The sequence below is a fragment of the Providencia sp. PROV156 genome (genome assembly GCF_028480905.1).
Taxonomy (GTDB): Bacteria; Pseudomonadota; Gammaproteobacteria; order Enterobacterales; family Enterobacteriaceae; genus Providencia; species Providencia hangzhouensis.
Window position 1 is genome coordinate 233,172 of the sequence record NZ_JAMPPE010000001.1, and the last position, 24,703, is coordinate 257,874.

At 39.2% G+C, this 24,703-nt stretch carries 21 protein-coding genes; 7 read left to right on the forward strand and 14 right to left on the reverse strand.

Features of this window, described 5'->3' with window-relative positions:
• Window positions 1–36 precede the first annotated feature (36 nt).
• Window positions 37–1,683: a multicopper oxidase CueO gene (gene cueO / locus PSF31_RS00960; protein ID WP_096863286.1), complete on the reverse strand. Its 1,647-nt coding sequence runs from the start codon at window positions 1,681–1,683 to the stop codon at window positions 37–39.
• A 240-nt stretch (window positions 1,684–1,923) separates the two neighbouring features.
• Between cueO and PSF31_RS00965 the strand changes: the two genes are divergently transcribed.
• Window positions 1,924–2,271, forward strand: coding sequence for a YacC family pilotin-like protein (locus PSF31_RS00965; RefSeq protein ID WP_096863287.1), 348 nt, complete (start codon window positions 1,924–1,926; stop codon window positions 2,269–2,271).
• 59 nt (window positions 2,272–2,330) lie between these two features.
• Here the strand turns inward: PSF31_RS00965 and PSF31_RS00970 are convergent, their stop codons facing one another.
• Together PSF31_RS00970 and PSF31_RS00975 are read right to left on the reverse strand one after the other, a co-directional pair.
• A complete protein-coding gene (locus tag PSF31_RS00970) occupies window positions 2,331–3,380 on the reverse strand; it encodes an AbrB family transcriptional regulator (RefSeq protein WP_096863288.1) in 1,050 nt (349 codons plus the stop codon).
• Window positions 3,381–3,576: 196 nt separating this feature from the next.
• A complete protein-coding gene (locus PSF31_RS00975) occupies window positions 3,577–4,209 on the reverse strand; it encodes a TetR/AcrR family transcriptional regulator (protein WP_004260563.1) in 633 nt (210 codons plus the stop codon).
• Between the two features lie 372 nt (window positions 4,210–4,581).
• On the opposite strand from PSF31_RS00975, the gene PSF31_RS00980 reads away from it, so the two are divergent.
• Window positions 4,582–5,799, forward strand: coding sequence for a Tm-1-like ATP-binding domain-containing protein (locus tag PSF31_RS00980; protein ID WP_110592268.1), 1,218 nt, complete (start codon window positions 4,582–4,584; stop codon window positions 5,797–5,799).
• 12 nt (window positions 5,800–5,811) lie between these two features.
• Complete coding sequence (locus PSF31_RS00985; RefSeq protein WP_004260569.1) at window positions 5,812–6,639, forward strand: phosphoenolpyruvate hydrolase family protein; 828 nt, start codon at window positions 5,812–5,814, stop codon at window positions 6,637–6,639.
• Between the two features lie 62 nt (window positions 6,640–6,701).
• Here the strand turns inward: PSF31_RS00985 and PSF31_RS00990 are convergent, their stop codons facing one another.
• Together PSF31_RS00990 and PSF31_RS00995 are read right to left on the reverse strand one after the other, a co-directional pair.
• On the reverse strand, window positions 6,702–7,436 hold the full coding sequence (locus PSF31_RS00990) for a hypothetical protein (protein ID WP_004260570.1): 735 nt from the start codon (window positions 7,434–7,436) through the stop codon (window positions 6,702–6,704).
• Between the two features lie 170 nt (window positions 7,437–7,606).
• A complete protein-coding gene (locus tag PSF31_RS00995; RefSeq protein ID WP_096863289.1) occupies window positions 7,607–8,503 on the reverse strand; it encodes a diaminopimelate dehydrogenase in 897 nt (298 codons plus the stop codon).
• Between the two features lie 199 nt (window positions 8,504–8,702).
• Between PSF31_RS00995 and PSF31_RS01000 the strand changes: the two genes are divergently transcribed.
• Together PSF31_RS01000 and PSF31_RS01005 are read left to right on the forward strand one after the other, a co-directional pair.
• Entirely contained in the window at window positions 8,703–10,049 is a 1,347-nt protein-coding gene (locus PSF31_RS01000; RefSeq protein WP_004260574.1) for an MATE family efflux transporter, read from the forward strand.
• 208 nt (window positions 10,050–10,257) lie between these two features.
• The gene (locus PSF31_RS01005) at window positions 10,258–11,580 is read left to right on the forward strand and encodes an L-cysteine desulfidase family protein (protein ID WP_096863290.1); all 1,323 of its coding nucleotides are present in this window, start codon (window positions 10,258–10,260) and stop codon (window positions 11,578–11,580) included.
• A gap of 154 nt (window positions 11,581–11,734) precedes the next feature.
• On the opposite strand, the gene yjiA is transcribed toward PSF31_RS01005, so the two are convergent.
• From yjiA to PSF31_RS01040, 7 genes are all read right to left on the reverse strand, one after another.
• On the reverse strand, window positions 11,735–12,703 hold the full coding sequence (yjiA, locus tag PSF31_RS01010) for a GTPase (RefSeq protein ID WP_094960941.1): 969 nt from the start codon (window positions 12,701–12,703) through the stop codon (window positions 11,735–11,737).
• Between the two features lie 22 nt (window positions 12,704–12,725).
• Complete coding sequence (locus PSF31_RS01015) at window positions 12,726–12,929, reverse strand: YbdD/YjiX family protein (RefSeq protein WP_004260586.1); 204 nt, start codon at window positions 12,927–12,929, stop codon at window positions 12,726–12,728.
• A gap of 101 nt (window positions 12,930–13,030) precedes the next feature.
• Window positions 13,031–15,184, reverse strand: coding sequence for a carbon starvation CstA family protein (locus PSF31_RS01020; protein ID WP_004260588.1), 2,154 nt, complete (start codon window positions 15,182–15,184; stop codon window positions 13,031–13,033).
• A gap of 429 nt (window positions 15,185–15,613) precedes the next feature.
• Window positions 15,614–16,069: a hypothetical protein gene (locus PSF31_RS01025; RefSeq protein WP_004260591.1), complete on the reverse strand. Its 456-nt coding sequence runs from the start codon at window positions 16,067–16,069 to the stop codon at window positions 15,614–15,616.
• A 221-nt stretch (window positions 16,070–16,290) separates the two neighbouring features.
• Complete coding sequence (purT, locus tag PSF31_RS01030) at window positions 16,291–17,469, reverse strand: formate-dependent phosphoribosylglycinamide formyltransferase (RefSeq protein ID WP_004260593.1); 1,179 nt, start codon at window positions 17,467–17,469, stop codon at window positions 16,291–16,293.
• A gap of 122 nt (window positions 17,470–17,591) precedes the next feature.
• A complete protein-coding gene (gene rarD, locus PSF31_RS01035) occupies window positions 17,592–18,518 on the reverse strand; it encodes an EamA family transporter RarD (RefSeq protein ID WP_096863291.1) in 927 nt (308 codons plus the stop codon).
• A gap of 172 nt (window positions 18,519–18,690) precedes the next feature.
• Entirely contained in the window at window positions 18,691–19,638 is a 948-nt protein-coding gene (locus tag PSF31_RS01040) for an aminoimidazole riboside kinase (protein WP_096863292.1), read from the reverse strand.
• Between the two features lie 203 nt (window positions 19,639–19,841).
• Here PSF31_RS01040 and PSF31_RS01045 point away from each other — a divergent pair, with 203 nt between their 5' ends.
• Entirely contained in the window at window positions 19,842–21,296 is a 1,455-nt protein-coding gene (locus PSF31_RS01045) for a glycoside hydrolase family 32 protein (RefSeq protein WP_096863293.1), read from the forward strand.
• Window positions 21,297–21,327: 31 nt separating this feature from the next.
• On the opposite strand, the gene PSF31_RS01050 is transcribed toward PSF31_RS01045, so the two are convergent.
• Window positions 21,328–22,323 (reverse strand): LacI family DNA-binding transcriptional regulator, encoded by a 996-nt coding sequence (locus PSF31_RS01050; RefSeq protein ID WP_004260608.1) that lies wholly within the window; start codon window positions 22,321–22,323, stop codon window positions 21,328–21,330.
• 470 nt (window positions 22,324–22,793) lie between these two features.
• Between PSF31_RS01050 and PSF31_RS01055 the strand changes: the two genes are divergently transcribed.
• Window positions 22,794–23,423, forward strand: a complete 630-nt coding sequence (locus PSF31_RS01055; RefSeq protein ID WP_096863294.1) for a response regulator transcription factor — start codon at window positions 22,794–22,796, stop codon at window positions 23,421–23,423.
• 610 nt (window positions 23,424–24,033) lie between these two features.
• Here PSF31_RS01055 and PSF31_RS01060 read toward each other — a convergent pair.
• Window positions 24,034–24,675 (reverse strand): helix-turn-helix domain-containing protein, encoded by a 642-nt coding sequence (locus tag PSF31_RS01060; RefSeq protein ID WP_096863295.1) that lies wholly within the window; start codon window positions 24,673–24,675, stop codon window positions 24,034–24,036.
• Window positions 24,676–24,703 lie beyond the last annotated feature (28 nt).

A 24,703-nucleotide genomic window follows, 5' to 3' on the forward strand; every position in this document is an offset into this window, starting at 1 on the left:
TTCACACTGCATTTTCTCTGAAAATAAATAATGCTGTTAACTGACAGTGAAGCCCAACATCATTCCTGTATCTTCATGCTCCAAAAGATGGCAATGGGCCATATAAGGGTGCTGTTGAGTTGCAGGGTGTTTAAACTCGACTAAAATTTCACTCACCTGCCCTTCCACTTTAACAATATCTTTCCACCCTTGGCGATGAGGCGCTACGGCTTGGCCGTTTTCTTTTAGGATACGAAAACGTGTGCCATGGACGTGGAATGGGTGCAACATCATATCGCCGCGCCCTGAAACGACCCAAATTTCTTGTTGATTCATAGGGGCATTGAATGCAGGATGCGTCATTGAGAAAACTTGCCCATTAATAGTATTCGCATTATGAATATCCAAACCATCAGAACCTGTACCACAGTGGCCGCCACTTCCCATTTTGCCATTCATATTTCCATGATTCATATTTCCATGATTCATATTTCCATGGTTCATATTACCTGCATTCATGTTACCGTGGTTCATATTCCCCATCATTGCACCATGACCGCTCATGTTACCCATGGCCTGGTCACCATATTTTTCACGTAACATCATCATGCCTTGCATGTCCAAACGCATATCCATCATTAAGTGGAAACGACGGCGATTTAAGCCAGCAAGAGAAGGAATAGCAGACATTGCTGCAAGTGTTGATGGTAAGTCACCTTCTCCCTTCGTCAACGTTGTTTCAATACGCAGTACTGGCAAAGGCTGGTCAAATGGTGCGATCGTCATACCCATTTGCCCGACAGGTAGAGTTACCAAATCGAATGCACGACCATCGGAGGCATCAATTAATACTTCAAAACGCTCTCCCATCAAGATAGGTAATTCTGTTACCGCAATCGGCTCGGCTAATAAACCACCATCACTCGCAACGACATACATTTTACGTCCATCACTGGTGGAAATATTTAAACTTCTAGCATTACAGCCATTCAATAACCTTAAGCGCAGCCAACCTTTCGGGGCAACATGTTTAGGATAAACAGCACCATTCGTTAGCATGATGTCACCGAACCACCCCACAGCCGCACTCATCACATCAAGCTGGTAATCAATTTGCCCATCATCTTTTAAGCGTTTGTCTTGCAAAATGACAGGAATATCATCAACACCCCAATCGCTTGGTAAGCCGTGTTTTGTGCTGGCATCATCTTTAATTAATACAAGACCAGCTAACCCCATCGCCACTTGGTAGCCGGTTTTTCCATGAGTATGAGGATGGAACCAACATGTCGCTTCGCTTTGATTTACCGTAAAATTCACTTTACGGCTTGTATCTGGTTGGATTATCGCTTGAGGGCCGCCATCTTGCTCACCTGAAATCTCTAAACCGTGCCAATGAACCGTGGTGTCTTCTGCCAGTTTGTTAATAATATTGATATTAACATTTTGTCCATTTTTCAAACTAATTGCAGGGCCTAATAAATTACCGTTATAACCCCATGTCGTCGTTTGCTTTCCTGGAACAAATTGCGAAACACCCTGCTGAATAACTACCTGAATGTTGCCTTGCACATCAGGCTCCAATAAGGGTGGAATCGCTAATGTTGGATAATTTCCTGCTGCGACCGCGATGCGGCTCCAAATAGGCAGCGCACTTGCAGCATATGTGATAGCACTTAACTTAAGAAAATCGCGACGTAGCATTGATAACCTTCCTTTTATTTATCAAATCGATAATCATCAGTGGTGTAATTTATGACAAATTACACTTTCGAAGCAAAACATGGTTTAATGGAGGTATGATAAAGCTTCCCCTTACAGGAAGGTCAATAAAGCCACTCTAAAAATGTGGGTTTATTACATGGATTTAAGAAAAATATAGTTGACTAACAATTCTATTCTTATGCTAACGTAACTTGACATAGAAAACAGATAGAATAACGAATGCGCAAATTTATATTGATGTCATGCTTAATGACTCTGTTGGGGATAACCAATTCTGCCAGAGCCCTTTCCAACAACGAAGCTGAAGATCTTGCTGATCTCACGGCTGTTTTTATTTATCTAAAATATGATTGCGGGTATTCACAAATCCCAGATAGAGAAATTGAACGTGCCATTGTTTACTTTGCTAAAAGTAACAAATGGGACCTTAGCAACTATAATGCGGAAAAAATGACCGCCCTTAACAAAGAAAGTTATAGTGACCTAAAAGGGATACCACTCACCACTGAGTTTAAATGCCAGTCCCTTGCACGGGATTCTCTTGGCCTCTTTGCTTACGTCAAGTAAGCTGATAAGAAAGCCCATCAAGAAAACATGCCAAAATATCGCCTGCATGTTTTCTTTCTTTACTCTAAATTATTCTTTCTTTTCTGCCTTCTTTCTTGCCAAAACAAAGCTATCGATGGAATACTTTGAATAATTACCATCCTGATAATATGGTTTGACATAACAAAGCCTGCATCTAAATTCATGGTAATTGCTGCGAATGTCATCGCTTCCATACTTCCCGGGGCCCAAGCTAACAGTAACACCGAAATATCATAGCCTGTAATCCAAGATGCAAATACCGTGATAAGAAAAGTCAGCACGATATTAACCACCACGACTTGAGCTGAAGAGTATATATTTTTAATCAACGAGGAAAGTGGGAACACAATGAAATGGTTACCAATGTTCATCCCAATCAATACCATACTAAGTTCAGTCAACATCAGTGGAAAATTCAATGGGATATCAACCCAACCTTGAATGAGTGTTGCCGCCGCTAATGACGTCAACATAAAAGGCGCAGGAACTTTTAAACGCTGTAAAATGGCCCCTGAAATCACCCCAACAGCAATAATAAGCAGTAGCCATCCCGTTGAAATTAATGTCAATTCTGGTAATTCTATTATCGGTTGTGGGTCACCATCACTGCCAACAACAATTCCTGCTAATAAGATAAGAATAATTAAGCGAATTGTATGGGAAATAACAATTTTCTGAGGCGGTGTATGGGTGTGGTCTGTTAATGCGAGGATTGCCGCCATAGCACCGGGTACAGAGCCAAGCATTGCCTCTTGTTTTGTCCAACCGACTTTCCGGTGAAACCAAAAAAAACTAAACGAAAATTGCACAGCCAAACAAACAACCAACATCAATAATAAAAGAAATAAATTGTCCGCTTCATTAAGAGATACTTGATTGAACATCAAGCCCACAGAGGTTCCCAACGTGACTTGAACGAAACTAATGGTGTGTTTAGGAATTGCGAAGGAAATACCAAAACGATGAAAAATGATAATGGCAATGATCGGGCCAAACATCAATGCAAGGGGAACTCCTAGGTAAGTAAGCCCGCCACCGATTAAAGCACAGATGGAAATCCCACCTATCATTTTTAATAATTTCTTCATATGGTATTAACCATTAAGTCTTTTTATATCCCTAATTTATATCATATTATTTAAGCCATATAGCTTTAGTTTTTATTTATTTGTCAACCTAGTGATATCCACCAGTATTTATCTATTTATTAGGTTTTGATCTTATTATTTTAACTTGGTCTGAAAAAATCTTTTTAACTTAGATTGACACGGTACAGTGAAAAATTTATTTCCTTCTCTTTATGTTATCAGCATGAGCTTGGTTCATAACCGCTTTGGACATCCATTGTGCTAATTGTGTTACTTGAGCATCATCCATTTTCCAAATATCTTTTAGTACTAAAAATATTTCGGAACCATAAATAACAGAAAAAGCACGAATCACTTTATCAATAATTTCTTGCGGATATTCTGATTTCATTGGCGATGTGACCATTGCAAGAATTTCTTTACGATTACCGCGTTCTAGACGCTTATCTTTAATACTTTGTGGAGCTGCTCGCCCCTGTGCCCACTGCTGTAATGATACTTGCAGCGCGGCTCGTAAAACACCTTCATGTTCAAACATACGTGGAAAAGCATAGGTTAATAGCTCGTCAATACGCTCTTCGGTTTGCTCACTTTGCGGGCGCCAAGTTAAAATAGGACCTAAACTTTCATTAACCGTTGCGGTAATTAAATCGGCTTGTGTCGGAAAATAACGATAAGCTGTCGCACGAGAAACTCCCGCCTCAAGTGCCAACTCAGAAACAGAAGGCATCGCCCCTTTTTCAAATAAATCTAAAGCCGTCTTAATCAACAATACATAGGTTCGTTTTCGTGTCCCTTTGTATTCTGAATGTGAATTAGTTTTAGACATTAATTTATCCTTAAAATACTGTCACTTACTATAAAATGAGTTAGAGCTCATGAAAACATATAAGTGTGAATAGGTAAATGCACTTGGTTGATGATTTAAAGAAATTATTCATAAAGGTGATTTAAAAGTAATAGCAAAAATCATAACAATCACAATTATATCTTTTAAATATCCAAATATACTCAAAATAGCTCAGGTCTATAAATAATAATTTATACTATTTTATCAATAGGATAAAAACATTATCAGTCAATAACGTCATAATAAACCAAAAATGAGACTACAATCTCATTTTACAATCAACCGCAATGATACTATAGTCTCATTATGATGAAAAATTCAACGCTCGTTTTACTCTGAAAGGGTTTGTATATGAAAAAACATCCGGGTTTTATTTATATTGTAACGACGCTTGACACTAAAAGTGCTGAACTATTTTATGTTAGTGAATTAATCAAAAACGCCGGATTGGCGGTACGTACTGTTGACCTGACAACACAACCAACGCAATTAGAAAAAAACGCAGATATCAGCGCACACACTGTCGCAAGTTTTCATCCACTTGGTACTGAGGCCGTTTTCTGTGGTGACCGCGGTAAAGCCATTGAAGCTATGGCACAGGCTTTCAGCCTTTATCTTGCCGCACAAACAGATGTTGCCGCTATTCTTGGTTTAGGTGGTTCGGGTGGAACCGCACTCATTACACCCGCCATGCAAGTATTGCCCGTAGGTATTCCAAAATTAATGGTTTCCACAATGGCATCAGGGGATATTTCTGGTTATATCGGCGCGAGTGATATTTCGATGATGTACTCCGTCACTGATGTATCAGGTTTGAATATCATTTCCCGCAAAGTATTAAAAAATGCTGCTAATCAAATAGCAGGAGCTGTTTGGTTTGACGACGAAGAACAACCGCATGACTTAAAACCAGCAATTGCACTAACCATGTTCGGAGTAACGACCCCATGCGTACAGCAGCTCACAACAGAGTTAGAGGCGCAATATGACTGTCTAGTCTTCCATGCGACAGGCAGTGGTGGCAAAGCCATGGAAAAACTAATTGATAGCCAGTTATTACATTCTGTTTTAGATATTACAACCACCGAAGTATGTGATTATTTATTTGGTGGGGTATTAGCTTGTGATGAAGACCGTTTTGGTGCCATTGAACGCACTCAAACCCCTTGCGTGATGTCTTGTGGAGCTCTCGATATGGTGAATTTCGGCCGCCCTTCGACTGTGCCCGAACACTACCAAAATCGCTTATTTTATCATCACAACGCTCAAGTCACTTTAATGAGAACGACCAAAGAAGAAAATCAGCAAATGGGTCGTTGGATTGCAGAAAAATTAAATCGTTGTAATGGTGAAGTGCGCTTTATCATCCCAACAGCAGGCTTTTCAGCATTAGATGTTGATGGTGCTCCATTTTGGGATCCTATCGCAGATCAAGCCTTCATTGATGCTTTAACAGCAAATTTAATAATAACAGAGAAAAGACAACTTATTTTGAGTCCTTATCATATTAACTCCACAGAGTTTTGTGACCAGGTTATTCAGCTTCACCAGGAAATTTTGAACAAATAATAGAGGTTAACTATGAAACATAACCGCGCAGATTTATTAAAAAAATTTAGAGACATGATTGCTCGGGGAGAACCAATCATCGGTGGTGGCGCAGGAACTGGGCTATCTGCTAAATGTGAAGAAGCGGGCGGTATCGATTTAATCGTTATCTATAACTCAGGCCGTTACCGCATGGCAGGTAGAGGTTCACTTGCAGGCTTATTAGCCTATGGCAATGCGAATGAAATCGTTATGGATATGGCAAAAGAGGTTTTACCCGTAGTAAAACATACTCCTGTCCTTGCGGGTGTGAATGGAACAGACCCATTCTGCCAATTCGATAAATTCCTTGATGATATCAAAGCAACAGGTTTTGCAGGAGTACAAAATTTCCCTACCGTCGGCTTAATTGATGGCAATTTCCGCGCCAATTTAGAAGAAACAGGAATGGGCTATGGGTTAGAAGTTGAGATGATCCGTCTCGCTCATGAGAAAGATTTGCTCACTACGCCTTACGTTTTTAGCGCTGAAGATGCCATTGCGATGACTAAAGCTGGTGCCGACATTATTGTGCCACATATGGGGCTAACGACTGGGGGGAATATTGGAGCAGAAACCGCCCTGACGCTCAAAGATTGCGTTCCACTAATCAATGAATGGGCAAAAGCGGCAAAATCAGTACGCGAAGATGTGATTGTTCTGTGCCACGGTGGCCCAATAGCCACCCCTGAAGATGCTGAATATATTTTAGCCAACTGCCCTGATTGCCATGGTTTCTATGGTGCCAGCTCAATGGAACGTTTACCAACAGAAGTGGCATTAACCGCCACCACACAAAAATTTAAATCAATTACACGTTAGTTTTTTTACTTTATATTTTGCCAACACCAGGCGCCTACTTCGGTAGGCGTTTTTTTATCTTTCTAGCCACGAAAGTTACTTCCCTTTTTCTGGTAAATAGAATGCCCTTTGCATAAGAAATGTGTTAGACAAGCCATAAATATAGGCATACCAAAGTAGAGCACGCCAAAGGCAAAAGCCACATGGGGTTTCTCCGGGAATTCACCACCGCTAGAAATACTCGAATAATAGTCAATCGATCTTAAATATTCAGGCGTTAATCCGCCATAAGGCACGAGGAAAGATAAAATTAACACCGAGAAAATACAGAACATAAAATTGAGTGCCATTAATGCTGAATAGCCCATATTTTCTGAACGTTCTTGCTCTGTTCGGCTGGTTAAACCAAAAAGCATTCGATTGGCAACAGTGGCACTGTATAAATATAAAATTAATGGGGAATCACCTAATACTGACATATTGATGGCCAGTGCAAAAAGACCATAGAAAAGAGCAAATAACGTTAATACTCGCCAATCACGAAATACCGCCATAAAGACGCCCGAGTGAACTAAAATAAATTCAAAAATCAGGATCAACGTCAGGTTATAAATAATTTCTACCGTATAGTATTCAGGAAAAAACCATACAGATAGAATAAAACCAACATAAAACAATGAAAAACCGTAGTTTATTATTTTAGAAAAAGCACGAATAATACTGAAAGAATGCGGGTTCTCCTTCACACTTTTTACTGAAGATTGTTCTGGGAAAAAACCTTGGTTTTTATCTTTCCCATTCCTTGGTGGTTTTACCATTAGCTCACTCCATCTCACCAATATCACTTTATTAATAAGCTACTTGATCACACAAAAAATAAACAGTGGCTAAAGTCTGAATGGCAGGTTCAAAGCGAGGTAAAGTGTAAGAAATATCGACAAGATGGCATGAACGAATAAATGTCATGCCACAGATAGATTAAATTTAATTAAACCAGTTTGGCGATCAGCGTATCTAAATCACCTTGTAAGAAATTCACTGGTGGAATTTCAATCACTGTATATGCGCCTGCTGCTTGTTTCATCGTCGCTCGTGCGGCAGAAACCATAAATTGAGAAGTCAGTGCAGGGTTATTAATACGCATTGAATATTCGAATAACTGGTTATGTGTTGTGCCTGAAACCCCTTTATGAGTCATCTGCACACCGTGCCCAACATCTTTTAATGCATCAATGCTATCCACCTGACGAATATGTGTTTCATCAGAAGAAAAGTAGCTGTCTGCTTTAATCGCTTGAGCCACCTCATCGAACTTAGCGCCACCGTCTAATTCAACATAAACCATACGACGATGAACCCCTGTTCCTAATGGAATTGTGACAGAAAGGGCATCTTTTACTCCATTGATAGCTTTAGCGGCCACACTGTGTCCCATACTCATCCCTGGACCAAAATTCGTATAAGTTACCCCTTTTGGTGCCATTGCTAGCATCAATGTACGCATAATCGAATCCGAGCCAGGATCCCATCCGGCAGAAACAACCGCCACGCTATTATGCTGTTTCGCAACGTCATCTAAGCTGTGTTTTAGCGCCACAATATCTGAATGCACGTCAAAACTATCAACCGTATTAATACCGAGGCTCAAAACTTTAGCTGCTAATGGGCCGATAGCACGCGTTGGTGAACACAAGAGTGCAACATCAACTTTCCCAAGTTTTTCAATATCATCAACCACTTTATATCCAGAAAGCTCAGCAGGAATATCTTGCGTATTGCGACGAACTACCCCGACTAACTCAAAATCCTCAGCGGCCAGAACAGCTTCTAGTGCATAGCGACCAATGTTACCGTAGCCCACTATTGCTGCTTTAATTTTTGTCATTTTTGCTCCTATACAGTTCTGATGTTGCTCATTAAATTATTTATAGCGAAATTGAATTTAACAGAATAATTAAAAGTAAACAAAACATTAGCCTAATTAAATCAGACGCATTTTAACCCTATTTTCATTGTTGAAATCCATGTAGAATTAGCCCATCAGAAAGCTTTCCCTATCATTCATGAATATATAAAGGTTCTCAATGCATCAATCCGATGTGACTGAGCGGTCACTCTTTTCGCTCAGCTGGCCAATTTTTATCGATATTTTTCTTCATTTGGCCACATTATTAATTAATACCTACATGGTTAGTCACGTGTCTACAGCCTACCTTGCTGCTATGGGGGTGGGAAACCAAGTGTTTGACCTATTTATCACTATTTTTAACTTTATCAGTGTGGGGTGTAGCGTTGTTATAGCCCAATACCTAGGGGCAGGCCGCCGAGAAAAAGCCAGCCAAGCGATTCATATTTCAATCGCTTTTAACTTTATTCTTGGTTTTTCCAGCGCATTAGTTGCGTTATTTTTTGGCTATAGCATTCTAACTATTATGAATATGCCATCGCATTTAATGGCTGATGGTTATACTTATTTACGTATTCTAGGGATTTGTTTAATCCCTGAAGCGATTTCAATTATTTTAGCGGCATGCTTGCGGGTTTATGGTAAAGCGCAACCCGCAATGTGGGTCACATTAATCGCTAATGTGATTACAGTATTTGGTAATATCATTGTGCTTTATGGTTTCTTCGGCTTACCACAATACGGCCTTGAAGGCGTTGCTTGGTCAACAGTCGTTGGGCGTATTGTTGCCGTTATTTTACTTTTCTGCCTACTGTTTTATGGGCTGAGAATTAAATTTGTCCCAATGATGTTAATACACTGGTCACGGAAAATGTTGGGTAAGATTTTACATATTGGATTACCCTCTGCGGGGGAAAATCTTGTGTGGATCCTCCATTTTATGACCGCATCTGCGTTTATCGGTCTCATGGGGGAAACGTCTCTTGCGGCACAAACGCTCTATTTCCAATTATCATTGTTTATCATGCTGTTCGGGATCTCTATCAGTATTGGTAATGAAATTATGGTTGGCCACCTTGTTGGAGCAAAACGCTTTGAAGATGCCTTTAGGCGCGGTGTAAAAAGCCTTAAAATGGGTTTTTACGTAACAATTGGTGTCGTTATTGCCTTTTGGTTATTCCGTGATCCTATCTTAAATAATATTACTGATGACCAAGGTATTATTAAGGTACTGCTGCCATTATTTTTACTTTCGGTGTTCTTAGAGCCCGGCAGAACAATTAATATCGTGATGGTAAATGCCTTGCGTGCCTCTGGCGATGCTCGCTTTCCTCTGTGTACCGCTATTATTTTTATGTGGGGCGTCGCTATCCCATTAGGCTACTTCTTAGGCATAAAAATGGAGATGGGTCTCTTGGGTATTTGGTTAGGTTTCTTTGCTGATGAATGGTTGCGCGGCTTAACCAATGCATGGCGCTGGCGTTCACGTAAGTGGCAAAGTAAGCGTCTTGATGTAGAAAGCTAATCTGTGCAGTTATCACTCAGTCCTGCCGAATATTATAGGCAGGACTTTTGTGACTAAGCTCAAAGTTAGAAATTTTTCATTTTTATAATTCAAATTAGAGATAATATTTCTCTCCACTCTCTTTAAATCCCCTAACTTAGTGAAGTTTTTCTCCAGACTGTTGTTTAAAATAATAAAATCAAAAAAGATTTTATTAAGGGGACTTGCCATGCATGCTCAATCACAACCACTACTTTGGCAATATTTTATCAACGCAGTAAAGCAAGAAGTAAAGCCTGCCTTAGGTTGTACTGAGCCAATTTCATTGGCATATGCTGCCGCCAAAGCGGCTTCATTTCTTGATGGCAAAGTGACCCGAGTCTGTGCTTTCGTTTCCCCTAACCTCATGAAAAATGGTATGGGCGTAACCGTACCCGGAACAGGAATGGTTGGTCTACCCATTGCTGCAGCCCTTGGTGCAGTTGGCGGTGATGCTGAAGCAGGTTTGGAAGTATTAAAATCAGCATCTGCGGATGCCATTGCATTAAGTAAAACCATGTTAGCACAAGGGGCTATTACCGTTGATATTAAGCACCCTTGCGACGATGTTATCTACTCCGAAGCCACGGTCTATACCCAAACAGAATCCGCAACCGTCATCATTGCGGGGTCACATACGAATATTGTTAAAATTATTCATAACAATCACACCGTATTTGATGCCACAACGGCTCAACCTCACCATGAATCTCCAGTTGACTGCGCAGCTGACGTCCCACTACCGTCAGTCACTGCTAAGTCTGTGTATCAATTTGCCACCGAAGCGCCTTTAGAGGATATTCGTTTTATTCTTGAAGCCGCGCATTTAAACGAAGCCTTATCTCAAGAAGGTTTACGCAATGTTTATGGCTTACATATCGGCAAAACATTACAAACCCAGCGAGACCGTGGTTTGCTTTCAAAAGACTTAATGTCAGAAATTATGATCCGTACCTCCGCGGCTTCTGATGCACGCATGGGAGGGGCTGTGTTGCCCGCAATGAGTAATTCAGGGTCAGGTAACCAAGGTATTGCAGCAACCATGCCGGTGGTTGTCACTGCAGATTATTTGCAATCTTCTGAAGAGCAACTGGCTCGAGCCTTAATGTTGTCACACTTAATGGCTATTTATATTCACAACCAGCTTCCTGCGTTATCGGCACTATGTGCTGCGACAACAGCAGCTATGGGGGCTGCTGCAGGCATCGCTTGGTTACTAGAATCCCGCTATGAAGTCGTCGCAATGGCAATTTCCAGTATGATTGGTGATGTTAGTGGTATGATTTGTGATGGTGCATCAAACAGTTGTGCAATGAAGGTGTCAACCAGTGCGAGTGCCGCTTATAAAGCCGTGCTAATGGCATTAGATAATAGCTGTGTCAGAGGGTCGGATGGTATTGTTTCTGATGATGTCGACCAGTCCATTGCCAATTTATGTTCTTTAGCTGCGGGTTCTATGAGACATACTGACGTGCAGATTATTGAAATTATGGCCGCTAAAGCACGCCCTTAACGCCGTAGCGTTGTTGGCTGCATTCGCCAACCCTAGTCACATACTTGTGTATGCTCCTAGGGATTGGCTCTTTTGCCGCCTTGCTACGCCGCTAATGACTTTGAATTTCTTTTCTTGAAATTCTTTTTTTTGAAATTCTTTTTTTTGAATTGTTCTATTTTGAATTAACTTCTAGGGCTGCGAATTTTTCGCGGATCATCTCTTCTGGTAGGTCAATACCAATAAACACTAATACACTGCGGCGTTGTTCATCAACTTCCCAGTCTCTATCCCAATCCGCACTATAAAGGCGCTGAACACCTTGGAATAATAAGCGTTTTGGCTCATTCACAATGGAAAGGATCCCTTTATAGCGCAGTAAATTATCTGCAAAGCCAAGTAATAATTCTTCCATTACCTGAGAAACCGCCATCAGTTCAACAGGGTAATTAAATTCGAGAACAATCGAGCCTACTTCATTTTGTTGTTTAGGGGCGAAACGGAATGTCGGTTGTTTAACATTTAATTGTGAATCCAATAAAAAACCGTCGATATCTAATAACATACTCAGGTCAATATCACCGTGAATGACGGGGTAAATCGGCGCCCTTGCATTAATTCGTTGTAAACGTTCAATTAAAGCTTCATTATTTGGCTCAATATCGGTTTTGGTCAATAAAATACGGTCTGCATAGCCAATTTGCGCTTGAGCAATGGCGAAATCATTTAATTGTTTATCAGCGTGAACAGCATCCACTAAGGTAATAATCCCATCTAATACATAACGTTCGCAGAGGACTTCATGGGAAAAAAAGGTTTGAGTGATCGGCCCGGGATCTGCCATGCCAGTGCATTCAATGAGCAGACGGTCAAAGTCTAATTTTCCACTATCAAGGCCATCTAATAGATCTAATAAGGCATTTTCTAATTCATTCGAACGGCTACAACAAATACACCCATTACTTAATGTAGTAATTTGTGTCGCACGATCACCAATTATTGCGTTATCAATGGGGACTTCACCGAACTCATTTTCAATCACTGCGATTTTATGGCCATGCTCAGCATGAAGAATATGGCTAAGGAGAGTCGTTTTACCTGCACCGAGAAAACCGGTTAAAATTGTTACGCTAATAGGTTTCATTATTGCCCTCACACTTCATTGATTAACAGCAGCGAAATCCGCCTTTACCACTACCACCATACCGTGCATCTTGTCTTTCGCGAAAAAATTCTTTATATGTCATCACAGGTTTGTCTGGATGGTTATCACTCATATGCTGCACATAAGTATCATAATCAGGAATACCAATTAACATACGTGCGGCTTGCCCGAGGTATTTTCCTGTTTTGCCGAGATTTCCAAACATCAGCCTCTCCAATACAAATGCCCTACATCATGAGCACATAATGTAGGGCGACCTTTCATTTATTGAACACCTTTCGATGTTCAAATCCGTTGAAGGGTGACTTAATGTGAAGATGAAACTTTCACGCCCTCTTTAGGTACAGGAACATAAGGTGTTTCTTTGTCTGTACGCTCTGGGTTTTTGTGTGCTTTCATCCCAACGCGGATACCGTAGAAAATGATACCGTAAACAACCACTAAGAATAGAATACTCAGCCCAGCGTTGGTGTAGTTATTAATAATAATGTGATTCATATTAGTAATTTCTTGTGCAGTTAACTCTGCACCACCTGCCGCAATCTTATCTTTATAAGATTTCGCTAAGTATAGGAACCCTTCCAGTTGTGGGTTATCACTGAATAATTTCAGTCCTAATGCCCAAGTTGTACAGATTAATAGCCATACCGCAGGTAAGACAGTCACCATAATGTATTTACTGCGTTTCATCTTAATCAATACAACTGTACTTAAGACTAAAGCAACCGCGGCTAACATTTGGTTCGAGATACCGAACAGAGGCCATAAGCTCTTAACACCGCCCAGTGGGTCAACAACGCCTTGATACAATAAGTAACCCCATAACCCAACACATCCCGCTGTACCGATGATACCCGCAACCAGTGAATCGGTTTTCTTCAAGAACGGAACAAAGTTACCTAATAAATCTTGCAGCATAAAGCGGCCAGAACGGGTTCCTGCATCCAATGCGGTTAAGATAAACAGCGCTTCAAACAGAATACCAAAGTGATACCAGAAGCCCATATTTGCCGCAGGCATGATTTCATGGAAGACATACGCAATACCTACCGCTAATGTCGGTGCACCACCTGCACGGTTTAACACCGACGGCTCACCAATATCTTTCGCTGTTTGCATGATTTGTTCAGGTGAAATCACAAAGCCCCATGAACTCACTGTAGCGGCTGCATGAACAGACACATCTTTGAGCTGAGCCATGATAGCTGCGCCATCTGGACCACCCAGTTCATGTAAGTTAGGCATAGTAATACCTAACGCCGCAGGTGGTGTATTCATTGCAAAATACAAGCCTGGTTCGATAATAGAAGCCGCTACCAGTGCCATAATCGCAACAAATGACTCCATTAACATTGCACCATAACCGATGTAACGCGCATCTTTTTCGTTTGCTAATAACTTAGGTGTTGTCCCTGAAGAAATAAGCGCATGGAAACCGGATACCGCACCACAAGCGATGGTAATAAATAAGAATGGGAATAGAGTACCTTTCCAAACAGGACCTGAGCCATCAACAAATTGGGTGACAGCTGGCATTTTTAATTCAGGGTTTAGAATAACGATACCAATCGCTAAACCAACAATAACCCCAATTTTCAGGAAGGTCGCTAAATAGTCACGAGGCGCTAAAATTAACCATACAGGTAATAATGCTGAAACAAACGCATAACCGACTAACGCATAAGTGATCGTCGTGTCTTTGAATGTCAGTGCTGGACCCCAGTATGGGTCATGAGCAATCACACCACCAAACCAAATGGAAGCAACTAACAGAACAATACCGATAACAGAAACTTCACCTACGCGCCCCGGCCGGATATATCGCATATATATCCCCATAAACAATGCGATAGGCACTGTTGAGACAACGGTAAAGACACCCCATGGGCTTTCTGCCAAGGCTTTCACCACAATCAATGCTAATACAGCAAGGATAATGATCATGATTAGGAAGCACCCAAAGAGCGCCAGCGTTCCCGGAATCGGGCCAAGCTCCTCTTTAACAATTTCCCCTAATGATGCACCATTACGGCGTGATGAAATAAATAACACCATGAAATCTTGCACCGCACCGGCTAACACAACCCCAGCTAGTAACCATAAGGTACCGGGTAAATAGCCTACTTGCGCCGCAAGAACGGGTCCGACTAATGGCCCAGCCCCTGCAATCGCGGCAAAGTGGTGACCAAATAGAACATTTTTATTTGTCGGAACATAGTTTAAACCATCATTATTAATGACGGCTGGGGTCGCACGTGTTTCATCCAGCTTCATCACTTTCTTAGCAATATATAAGCTGTAATAACGATATGCGATGAGATACACCGCCACAGAAGCGACGACAATCCACAGCGCACTAATGTGCTCACCGCGTCTGAGTGCAACAACCCCTAAACAGACTGCACCGATTATCCCGAGGATCATCCACGGAATGTGCTTTAAAATACCATTTTTGTTCATAGAACACCCTTCTGAGGTAAAACGAACATGCCATTGATTTTGTATTAACCATCTTAAAAAACGATATCGCTGTGTTTTCGTTGCTTATCATTTATCGTTGATGGTTTTTTAATTGGCAGTGGTTGAACTGTATTGAATTAAAAAATTGAGCTCTGCCATGGTGTATATGGTATGAAATTACACTCAGCAAATGACTAAAGTTATGCTAAGTGGTGCCATATAGAATTAAGCGGTTTGTTTTTTACTTTAAATGGTTTTAAGGAAGGGAATATGAGGTCAAAAATGTGATCCACATAACGATTCTGATTTGTTTTCAATAAGTTAAAAAATGTAACTCATATGAATAAAATGAAGTTTATTGTAAACAAATTTCACTAATAACGTGAAATCTCAAAGTTAGGTTATCTAAAGCTTTATAATATCTATGTGCTATTGGCGTGTAATTGTTGTCCATTTACCACCAACCCACCAACTGTGTTCACCATCTGTTTGCGTTTCACATCCGATACCGACTTTCGCTTTCCCTGCTTCAAAGGGATACGCGCAATCATAAATTGCATCAACCACGATTTCCCCAGTAATTGCGTCTGCAAAACCAATTTTATTTTCTTTGCGAATTCGATATACCCCGTCTTGCGCTTCATCAGGCCAATTATCAAAATAGTAAAGTTGATAAATCTCTTGTCCTTTTTGGTCAAAAACAGCTAAGCCTTTATTCGATGATTTACCTAAGCAATACTTAAATGAAGATTGTTGCTCAAAACACTCGATTTTATCTTTTTCGTTCTCTACCCATAAACTGAATTGTTGTTCAAGATTTTGCGCTGTTGATAAAAAAGATATTAATCCTAATGACATTAAACCAACTACATAATGAATCATCATAACTTTCCTTATTCTACTTTTATGCCTACTAAGTGATAAGACGCTAAGCTCATCAACTTTGCTCTATTAAATACTCGCTTAATTAAAGATAGCGGATATCTATTTCAGTGAAACTAGGAATAAAAGTAAATAAAGTCTTATATGAAGATAATCTCAAAGTTAAAATTAAAGTATACAAGCGCTCACTCACTTAGCGTCATTGAGCGCAAAATTCATCAAGATCAACCAGAAACACACACTGTATTCGCGGTTTTCTTAGCCATATCTAATGCATTTTCAATAGAATCCGCAATCGCCAAAGCCACACCTAACCGACGAGTTCCTGCAATTTCAGGTTTACCAAATAACCGTAATTGGGTGTCAGACCCCAAAGCAGCACCAATATTTGAAAAAACCACATTTTGGCTTTGTAAATTAGGTAAAATAACCGCTGAAGCACTCGGCCCATATTGACGGATCACGCCAATTGGGAAACCAAGAAATGCACGAACATGTAATGCAAATTCAGATAAACTCTGCGAAATAAGCGTCACCATCCCCGTATCATGGGGACGAGGCGAAACCTCATTAAAAATGATATCGTCACCACATACGAATAATTCAACACCAAATATTCCATAACCTCCTAGAGAGGTTACAATTTTCTTGGCAATGTCTTGCGCTTTTTTCAACGCAGCCTCACTCATGTACTGCGGCTGCCAAGACTCACGGTAATCCCCTTTTTCTTGTCGGTGACCTATAGGCGCACAAAAGTGAATACCATCCACTGCACTGACTGTTAACAATGTAATTTCAAAATCAAAATTAACCATTTTTTCAACAATTACACGCCCCTGCCCTGCTCGCCCACCTTGCTGCGAATAATCCCAAGCCTGATCTAATTCTGCTCGAGAGCGGATCACACTTTGTCCCTTTCCTGATGAACTCATCACAGGCTTAACAATACAGGGAAACCCAATTTTTTCTGCCGCTGCAATAAAATCGGGGTTACTGTCTACAAATTGATACTCTGATGTTGGCAATTTCAACTCTTCTGCCGCTAAACGACGGATCCCTTCTCTATCCATAGTAAGTACAATGGCTTTCGCAGACGGAACCACTTTTTGTCCTTGCTGTTCAAGCTCCATCAATACCTGTGTCGCAATTGCTTCAATTTCAGGCACGATAATATCAGGTTTTTCCCGTGAGACTATTTGTTTCAGCGCTTCGCCATCAAGCATGTTTATCGTATAACTGCGGTGTGCAATATGCATCGCTGGCGCATTATCATAGCGATCAACCGCAATAACTTCGATGCCCAATCGTTGACATTCAATCGCAACTTCTTTGCCTAGCTCTCCAGCACCTAACAGCATGACTTTTGTTGCAGATTTACACAGCGCAGTACCTAATTGATTCATGATTGATGACCTTACCGACAAAAAGTTGATACCAATTATATACGCAATCGTTTGCTTTTACTATCAAGGAAAAAACACCATAAAAAAAAATTTTATAATCAATTGATAATACTTGTAATTATTTAATCTAATGGCGTTTGGTCGCGCCCAGTAATAAAGGGTTCTTTGTGAGAAAATTTAATATACTGTTTGCGTAAAATAGCTAATACACAAAACATTAAACCAATCCAAATAAGTGAAAAACTAATACCTTTGACCCAATCAAAGAGCTCATTAAATAAAAATACGGCCAATAAAAATTGAATTGTTGGTTCTATATATTGCGCTAAACCAATCACCGTTAATGATGTCCGTTTAATCGCTGCGGTAAAAAAGAGCAAAGGAATTATCGTGACAGGCGCCGCTAACATATAAAGAACTTTAATTTGCCAATCCCCTTGCGTCACGGCACTTAGACCATGAGATGCTAACCACCAAGTGATCGCTATTGCAATGGGAAGCAGCCAAAGTGCTTCTAGAAATAAAGACGTAATCACATCAAATCGAATAAATTTACGGATTAACCCATAGACTGCAAAAGCACTCCCCATTACTAACGCTAAAATAGGTAATTCACCATACTGCCAAATTTGGTAACCGACCCCCGCACAAATAAAAATAACAGCCATTTTTTCTGCAAAAACAAGCCGTTCGCGAAGGAACAAAACACCAAGTAAAATAGAAAATAATGGGTTAATAAAATAGCCAAGACTAGCAGCTAACACCTGCCCGTGGGTTAATGCATAAGTAAATGTTGTCCAAGATATCGCCATAACCGACGAACTAAATAAACACAGAATTATCGACTGTTTGTCAGACCATACCTCACGCCATAAAGATTTATTTTTGATAATTAAGCGAACAAGAAAAAGTATAGGCACAGACCAGATAAGACGTTCTGCAAGTAGCTCTAAAGGTTCCGCACCGGGAAGTAAACGATAAAATAATGGTGTTATTCCCCATAAGATATAGGAAAAAATAGCAAGAGCTACTCCCGAGCGAAGCAACATGATTTATCCACAATAAAATCTGATTAAATAATATTAGCTACTTATCATACGCCAAAATGCAAAAAATAAAACTTGCCACCACCATAATATAATTTGAATTATATCAAGTATTCTTAAACTAAAAGGTAACTATATCGCTACCTTTTAGTTGCTCAATACACATATATTCTCATCAAAAAACATCGCGTTGATGTAATGGCGGTTGCTGCTGCATAAATACAAATAATTCCTGTTGTGTCGGAGCCGCAGCGATAGCGCCTTTTTTAGTTGTCGCTAATGCACCACAAGCCGTAGCTTGCGAGATGACCTTCATCAATCCCTCTTTTTCGTTGACTAGCCCATATTGTGAGATGGCTGCCAATAACCCTGCCATAAATGCGTCACCTGCACCAGTAGTATCAATACTTTCAACTAAATAAGCACTTACGGCTATTTGAACTGAGGGGGTGAACACCTGACAACCTTTAGCACCTTGAGTCACAATTTTTAATTGAGCAGGGTAATTTTGCAATTTAGCTATGGCATTCTCAAAACGACTTTCTTGCGTTAACCACAGCAATTCATCATCCGAAAGTTTTAAAATATCTGCTTGTTTTGCAAAATTATCAATAATTTGGTGCATTTCGTCGGGATCTGACCACATTTGCGGGCGAATGTTAATATCAAAGCTCAGTAACCCGCCAGCGAGCTTGAGTTGTTCGATAGCTGTCGATAGTGATGCTCTGCATTGATGGTGCACCAGAGCTAATGAGCAAAAATGCAAAATATCATTACCAAATTGCGGTAAATTATTTATCGTTAAAAATTGGTCGGCCGAAGGAGAAACTAAAAAAGAAAATTCACGTTCTCCATTTTCGTGTAACGAGACGAGAACAGTACTTGTTTTATACTTTTCATCAAACTCCATCGCACTAGTATCAACCCCTATATCAAATAGGGTTTTCTGCATAAAATGCCCAAAAGCTTCTTCGCCGACTCGCCCAATAAAACCACTGTTTTGCCCTAAGCGTGCAACACCCGCGGCAACATTCACAGGTGCTCCACCAGCACAAGCTTCATATTGCATGTTTTGAAGGGGGATTAAATCAATGACAGCATCCCCTAATGCCCAAACTTTCATTATGTCTCCTTTGCGAGTTTTATATTTTTAACCTTCATTCTTATTCATAGCTAGCACATTACCAGCTCATAAAAATAAAACTAGTAAACGCAAGCTGTTAACGTTAACATTGAGTATAAAGAAACCAGCAAATAAACGCACCTATTATTGAATTTCATGTGCTTATTTTGTTATTGCGATCGAAAAACATTCAGGAAGCCATAATGAAAAAACAACTTGAACTAGCCAACGAAGCCATCAAAACAGCAAGGAAAAATATGGACTTGCAGTTTTACCCACAATACCACCTTGCCCCTTATGCAGGCTGGATGAATGACCCTAATGGTTTGATCTATCATCAAGGCCAATACCATGCTTTTTATCAACATCATCCATTTAGTGCGATTTGGGGCCCCATGCATTGGGGGCATGCAACAAGTACAGATATGGTACATTGGGAACATCAGGCAATTGCGTTAGCACCTAGTGAAGACTATGACCGAGATGGATGTTTCTCAGGATCTGCAATTAGTTACGATAATAAATTATATCTGTTCTACACGGGCCACATCTGGTTAGCAAATCCAGGTGATGATAGTCAAATCATCCAATCACAATGTGTTGCAATCAGTGAAGATGGTATTCATTTCGAAAAGAAAGGTGTTGTGCTTTCTGCACCCGATGGTTATATGCACTTTCGAGATCCTAAAGTTTGGCGACAAGATGGAAAATGGTGGATGGTCGTCGGCGCAAGAGACTCCCAAGATCAAGGACAAATACTTTTATTTAAGAGTACAGACTTATTAAATTGGGATCAAAACTACCAAGTCCTGGCAAAAACTGACGACAATAATGTTTATATGTGGGAATGTCCTGATTTCTTTCCATTAGGCGAACAATTTGTTGCCCTCTTTTCACCTCAAGGAAAAAAGGCAAAAAATTATCAGTATCGAAATCTATTTCAAAATGGTTATTTGGTTGGTAATTGGTCTCCTAATTCATCTTATAAAATTTCACATGCATTTACAGAACTTGATTTCGGCCAAGACTTTTACGCACCTCAAACCTTTTTAGCTAAAGATGGCCGCCGTATCGCTATCGCTTGGATGGATATGTGGGAAAGCCATATGCCCACACAAAAACATGGGTGGTCAGGATGTTTTACTTTACCTAGAGAGCTAACACTGAATGAACAAGGTAAAATTGTCGCTAAACCTATAGAGGAATTGAAAACATTACGTCAGTCCGCAAGCCATTTTCCCGCAACAACACTAGCTAAAAACAGCACAATCATACTGAATGAGAATGCGACAAGTTGTGAAATAGAACTTATCTGGGACTTACCGCAAAGCCCTGCTGAAAAATTCGGCTTTTGGGTAGGATACGGCGTACAGTTTTACATTGATAACCAAAGTCAGCAATTAACCTTAATGCGTCATTACCCTGAATATACAATTAGTGATAGTCGTTGTGCGCCAATACCTGAAGGTCATCAACTTAAAATAAATGCTTTTATCGATCACTCTAGCTTGGAAGTATTTATTAATGATGGTGAACTCAACTTTAGTTGTCGAATCTACCCCCATCAAAGTGAGCGGGACTTAAGATTATTTGCAATAAATCAGCAAGCAAAGCTCGAAAAAGCGATTTATTGGGAGATCAAAAAATCCATTGAATAGCAAGCTACTAGATTTGCTTTTCTCTGCAAGGTTAAAAAGAATTACGTTCTAACAAGTCGCAAGCAACATATTCAACACTATTTTGCTGCCGTTCTTCTATGATGTGTAAAGCGGCTTGTTGGCCTAATTGATAGTGCGGTAACACAACCGTACTTAATGGAGGATAAAATAGTTCCCCGACACCTATCATATTATCATAGCCAAGTACTGCGATATCTTGTGGAATACGTAAGCCACGGCTAAGTAGTACTTGGTAAGCTAAAAATGCTATACGGTCATTTCCACAAATAATGACATCAAAATTCGGTTTTTTATTCTTAAAATGACTATTAATTAAAGCTATAACATCTAAATAATGCTCATCGCCTAACTCTAAATGGTGTTGCTGAAGTGATGCTAGCGGTAAGTCAGCACTTGCCCACGCAGACTCCACTGCTTCACGGCGCATTTTTCCAGCAAGTGTCTCTTGCGGAATATAAAGACAAAGAGGATTTCGATACCCTTTCTCTATTAAGCGTTTTACTGCATTAAATTGACCATTAAAATCATCTGGCACATAAGCAGGGAACTGCCCATTTTTATCTATGCAATTAGCAAGAACCAAACGATTATTATGTAATGTTTCTGGAATCGCTACTTCTCGAAGCCCCATCGTAGTATAAATAATACCATCAGGCCGCTGAGATAATAATTGTCGGACAGCTCTTTCACTATCTTCGCTAGATGTAATATTAACTACAAAGCTACTCCAGCCGAATTGTCTCGCGGTTTGTTCTATTGAAAGAATGATTTCTACAGAAAAAGGGGTAGTTGCTGTATCGAGGGCCAAAACACCAACTGTCGAAACCCTAGAGCTTTTCCCTCTGATCTTTCGCGCTGAAAAATCAGGGACATAATTGAGTGACTCAATAGCTTGTTGGACTTGTTTCAAGGTTTCAGGCTTTAGTAATTCAGGGCTATTAATTGCCCTTGATACAGTCATCAATGAAACATTTGCAAGTCGAGCTACGTCTTTTAAAGAAGCCATTAAGTATATTCACTCATCAAAACTAGGTAAGTATTAATTTTAACATGTTAGATATAAAAAGTACTTAATCTTCGTCAATTCACAAGTTAAGAGCTATCACCTCAAAAAACAACATAAGTGTACATCTAAGACTTTTTATGACTAATGATTTAAGATATTATTGATTAGCTTTAGCAATATTTCTGTCTATCACTTTATGATAAAAACACATTTAATAAGTAAAATCACCTAAAATGTTACACGTCATTAATCGAATATTACCCAATGACACAAACTTTAACTATTGTTTCTATTTTTATATTAAATTTAACTAGATGATGTTTTTAATATAAATTAAGGTCAGTATTACATTAATAAAAAAAACAACGATCAGTAGAAAATATTATTGTGGAATTTAAATTTCACTTTATTTATCTACGTATTTTATCAGATTAGTATGAATATCAAATCAGTTCAACAGGAGTATGGTGATGAATAACACCATTCACGTAATCGTAGAAAGTGATAATGTCTTTAAGAATAAACTGAAATTAATGATGGAATCTTTTGGTTTTATCTTTAGATTTTATAATAACGAAGAAGTGTTTATGAGTAATTATACTTACCCTAATGAGAGTAATGTAAAGGAATGTATTTTATTATTCTTAAACAATGATGAAAATCGTATTAATCGATTAAACAATATAAATAATTCATTTGGTATTGTTCCATTCATTGTACTTGCCGAAGAGCCTTCTATCAGTCTATGTCGAGAAAGCTTTAAATCTGGAGCTTTTGATTTTTTTCCCTTTCCTTTCAAGGATATCGAAATATCAAATTCCATTAGTAACGCGATGGAATTATTTTTAAGTATGCAAGAGAAGCATAAAAAATATACTCATCTCTCTGATAAATTTAATCGTCTTTCGGTTAGAGAAAGAGAAATTATGGATATGATATTAGAAGGTAATACCAGTAAAGAAACCGCAGAAAAACTGTCATTATCACCAAGAACTGTAGAGGTACATCGCTCTAATATTTATACAAAATTAGGAATAAAATCACTACCACAACTTATTCAAGAATACGAATATATTAATACCTATCCTAGATATATTTAATCTATATGCTATGTTTACCTTCTTATAGCGTTATTATTTCTGATGGCTTGATTCTAAGCCATCAGAAATTAACTATATGAAAAATACCTAAAGGTACTATAATTTAGATAAATATAGATTAATATTCTGTTAATTTTGAAATAATAACTTATTTTTATAAGTGATAAAAACAACACCACTCTGTTATGGATTAAAAACCTAAGTAAATTAATAATTCAGATGGTAATAATAACCACTAATAATCACAAAATAAAATTACATTTTTTTTAGTTATTAAAGTATTATTTACCCTCCCCATATCTCACTACTTTTTTAGTAAAACAATAACCTTTATCAACGAACTTTCTCTCTCATAAAACTAAAAAAATAAGGCTACAAACGACATACCTCCTTACCGTATCCAAGCATAATAAGCATCGTTTTCATTTTCTTTTCTCAATACATCAAGTAACGATACAAGTAGATAGATTACGCTTTATTTATCTATCGGCTGTCGTTCAAACGTTCAAAATGTTGGTAAATATTTCGCGCTTCGCTGTTTTTATGTTTTGTAGCTGTTCGAAAAACACGCGAAAGCGCTATTTTTTACCATTCAGAGCATATAGGAGAGCTATTTGTAGTCCTTAATGTTAATTTCGTACTGCTTTAGCTTGCGCCATAATGTTGTCCGTCCCATATCAAGGACTTTATGCATTTTTTGAATTTTACCTTTGCAAGCTCGTGCAACTTCAATAATCAAAGCTTTCTCAACTGAATGAATATCTAAGTTAGCGAACCGTTGTTCGTCCTTATCTACCTTAAAAATACCTTGTTCGTAATAGTGAAATTTCAATTTTTCACTCACTTCCCTTGCTAAGGATTGCGTAAGTGCAAACAAAATATTGCAACTATTCTTAGTTGAAGATAAAACAACAACGAGTACAGGCTCACCAGTATGTGAATACACTGGTGCTAAGTAATAAAAAATTCCATGTAATTCAATTGGCTCTGCATACAACCTAAGCTGTGCCCCATAAGTTAAATTATCAGATAGTAAATTTGCTATCTCAAAATTACCATCAAGCTCATGACTGAGCCACAGCGTTTTCCCATCAGTGCTCAGTAGAGAACTGCGAATATTATTATCATGTAATGAGGCTAATCCGCTCTCAATGGTTGTATGAGCAAGCTCTACGATATATTCATAATTACCTGAATTATAAATACTTTCTTTTACAGGTGTTGTAGTTGGAAATATTAAATGAGTTGACATAGTTATCCTTATTCTTCGATAAGAGTTA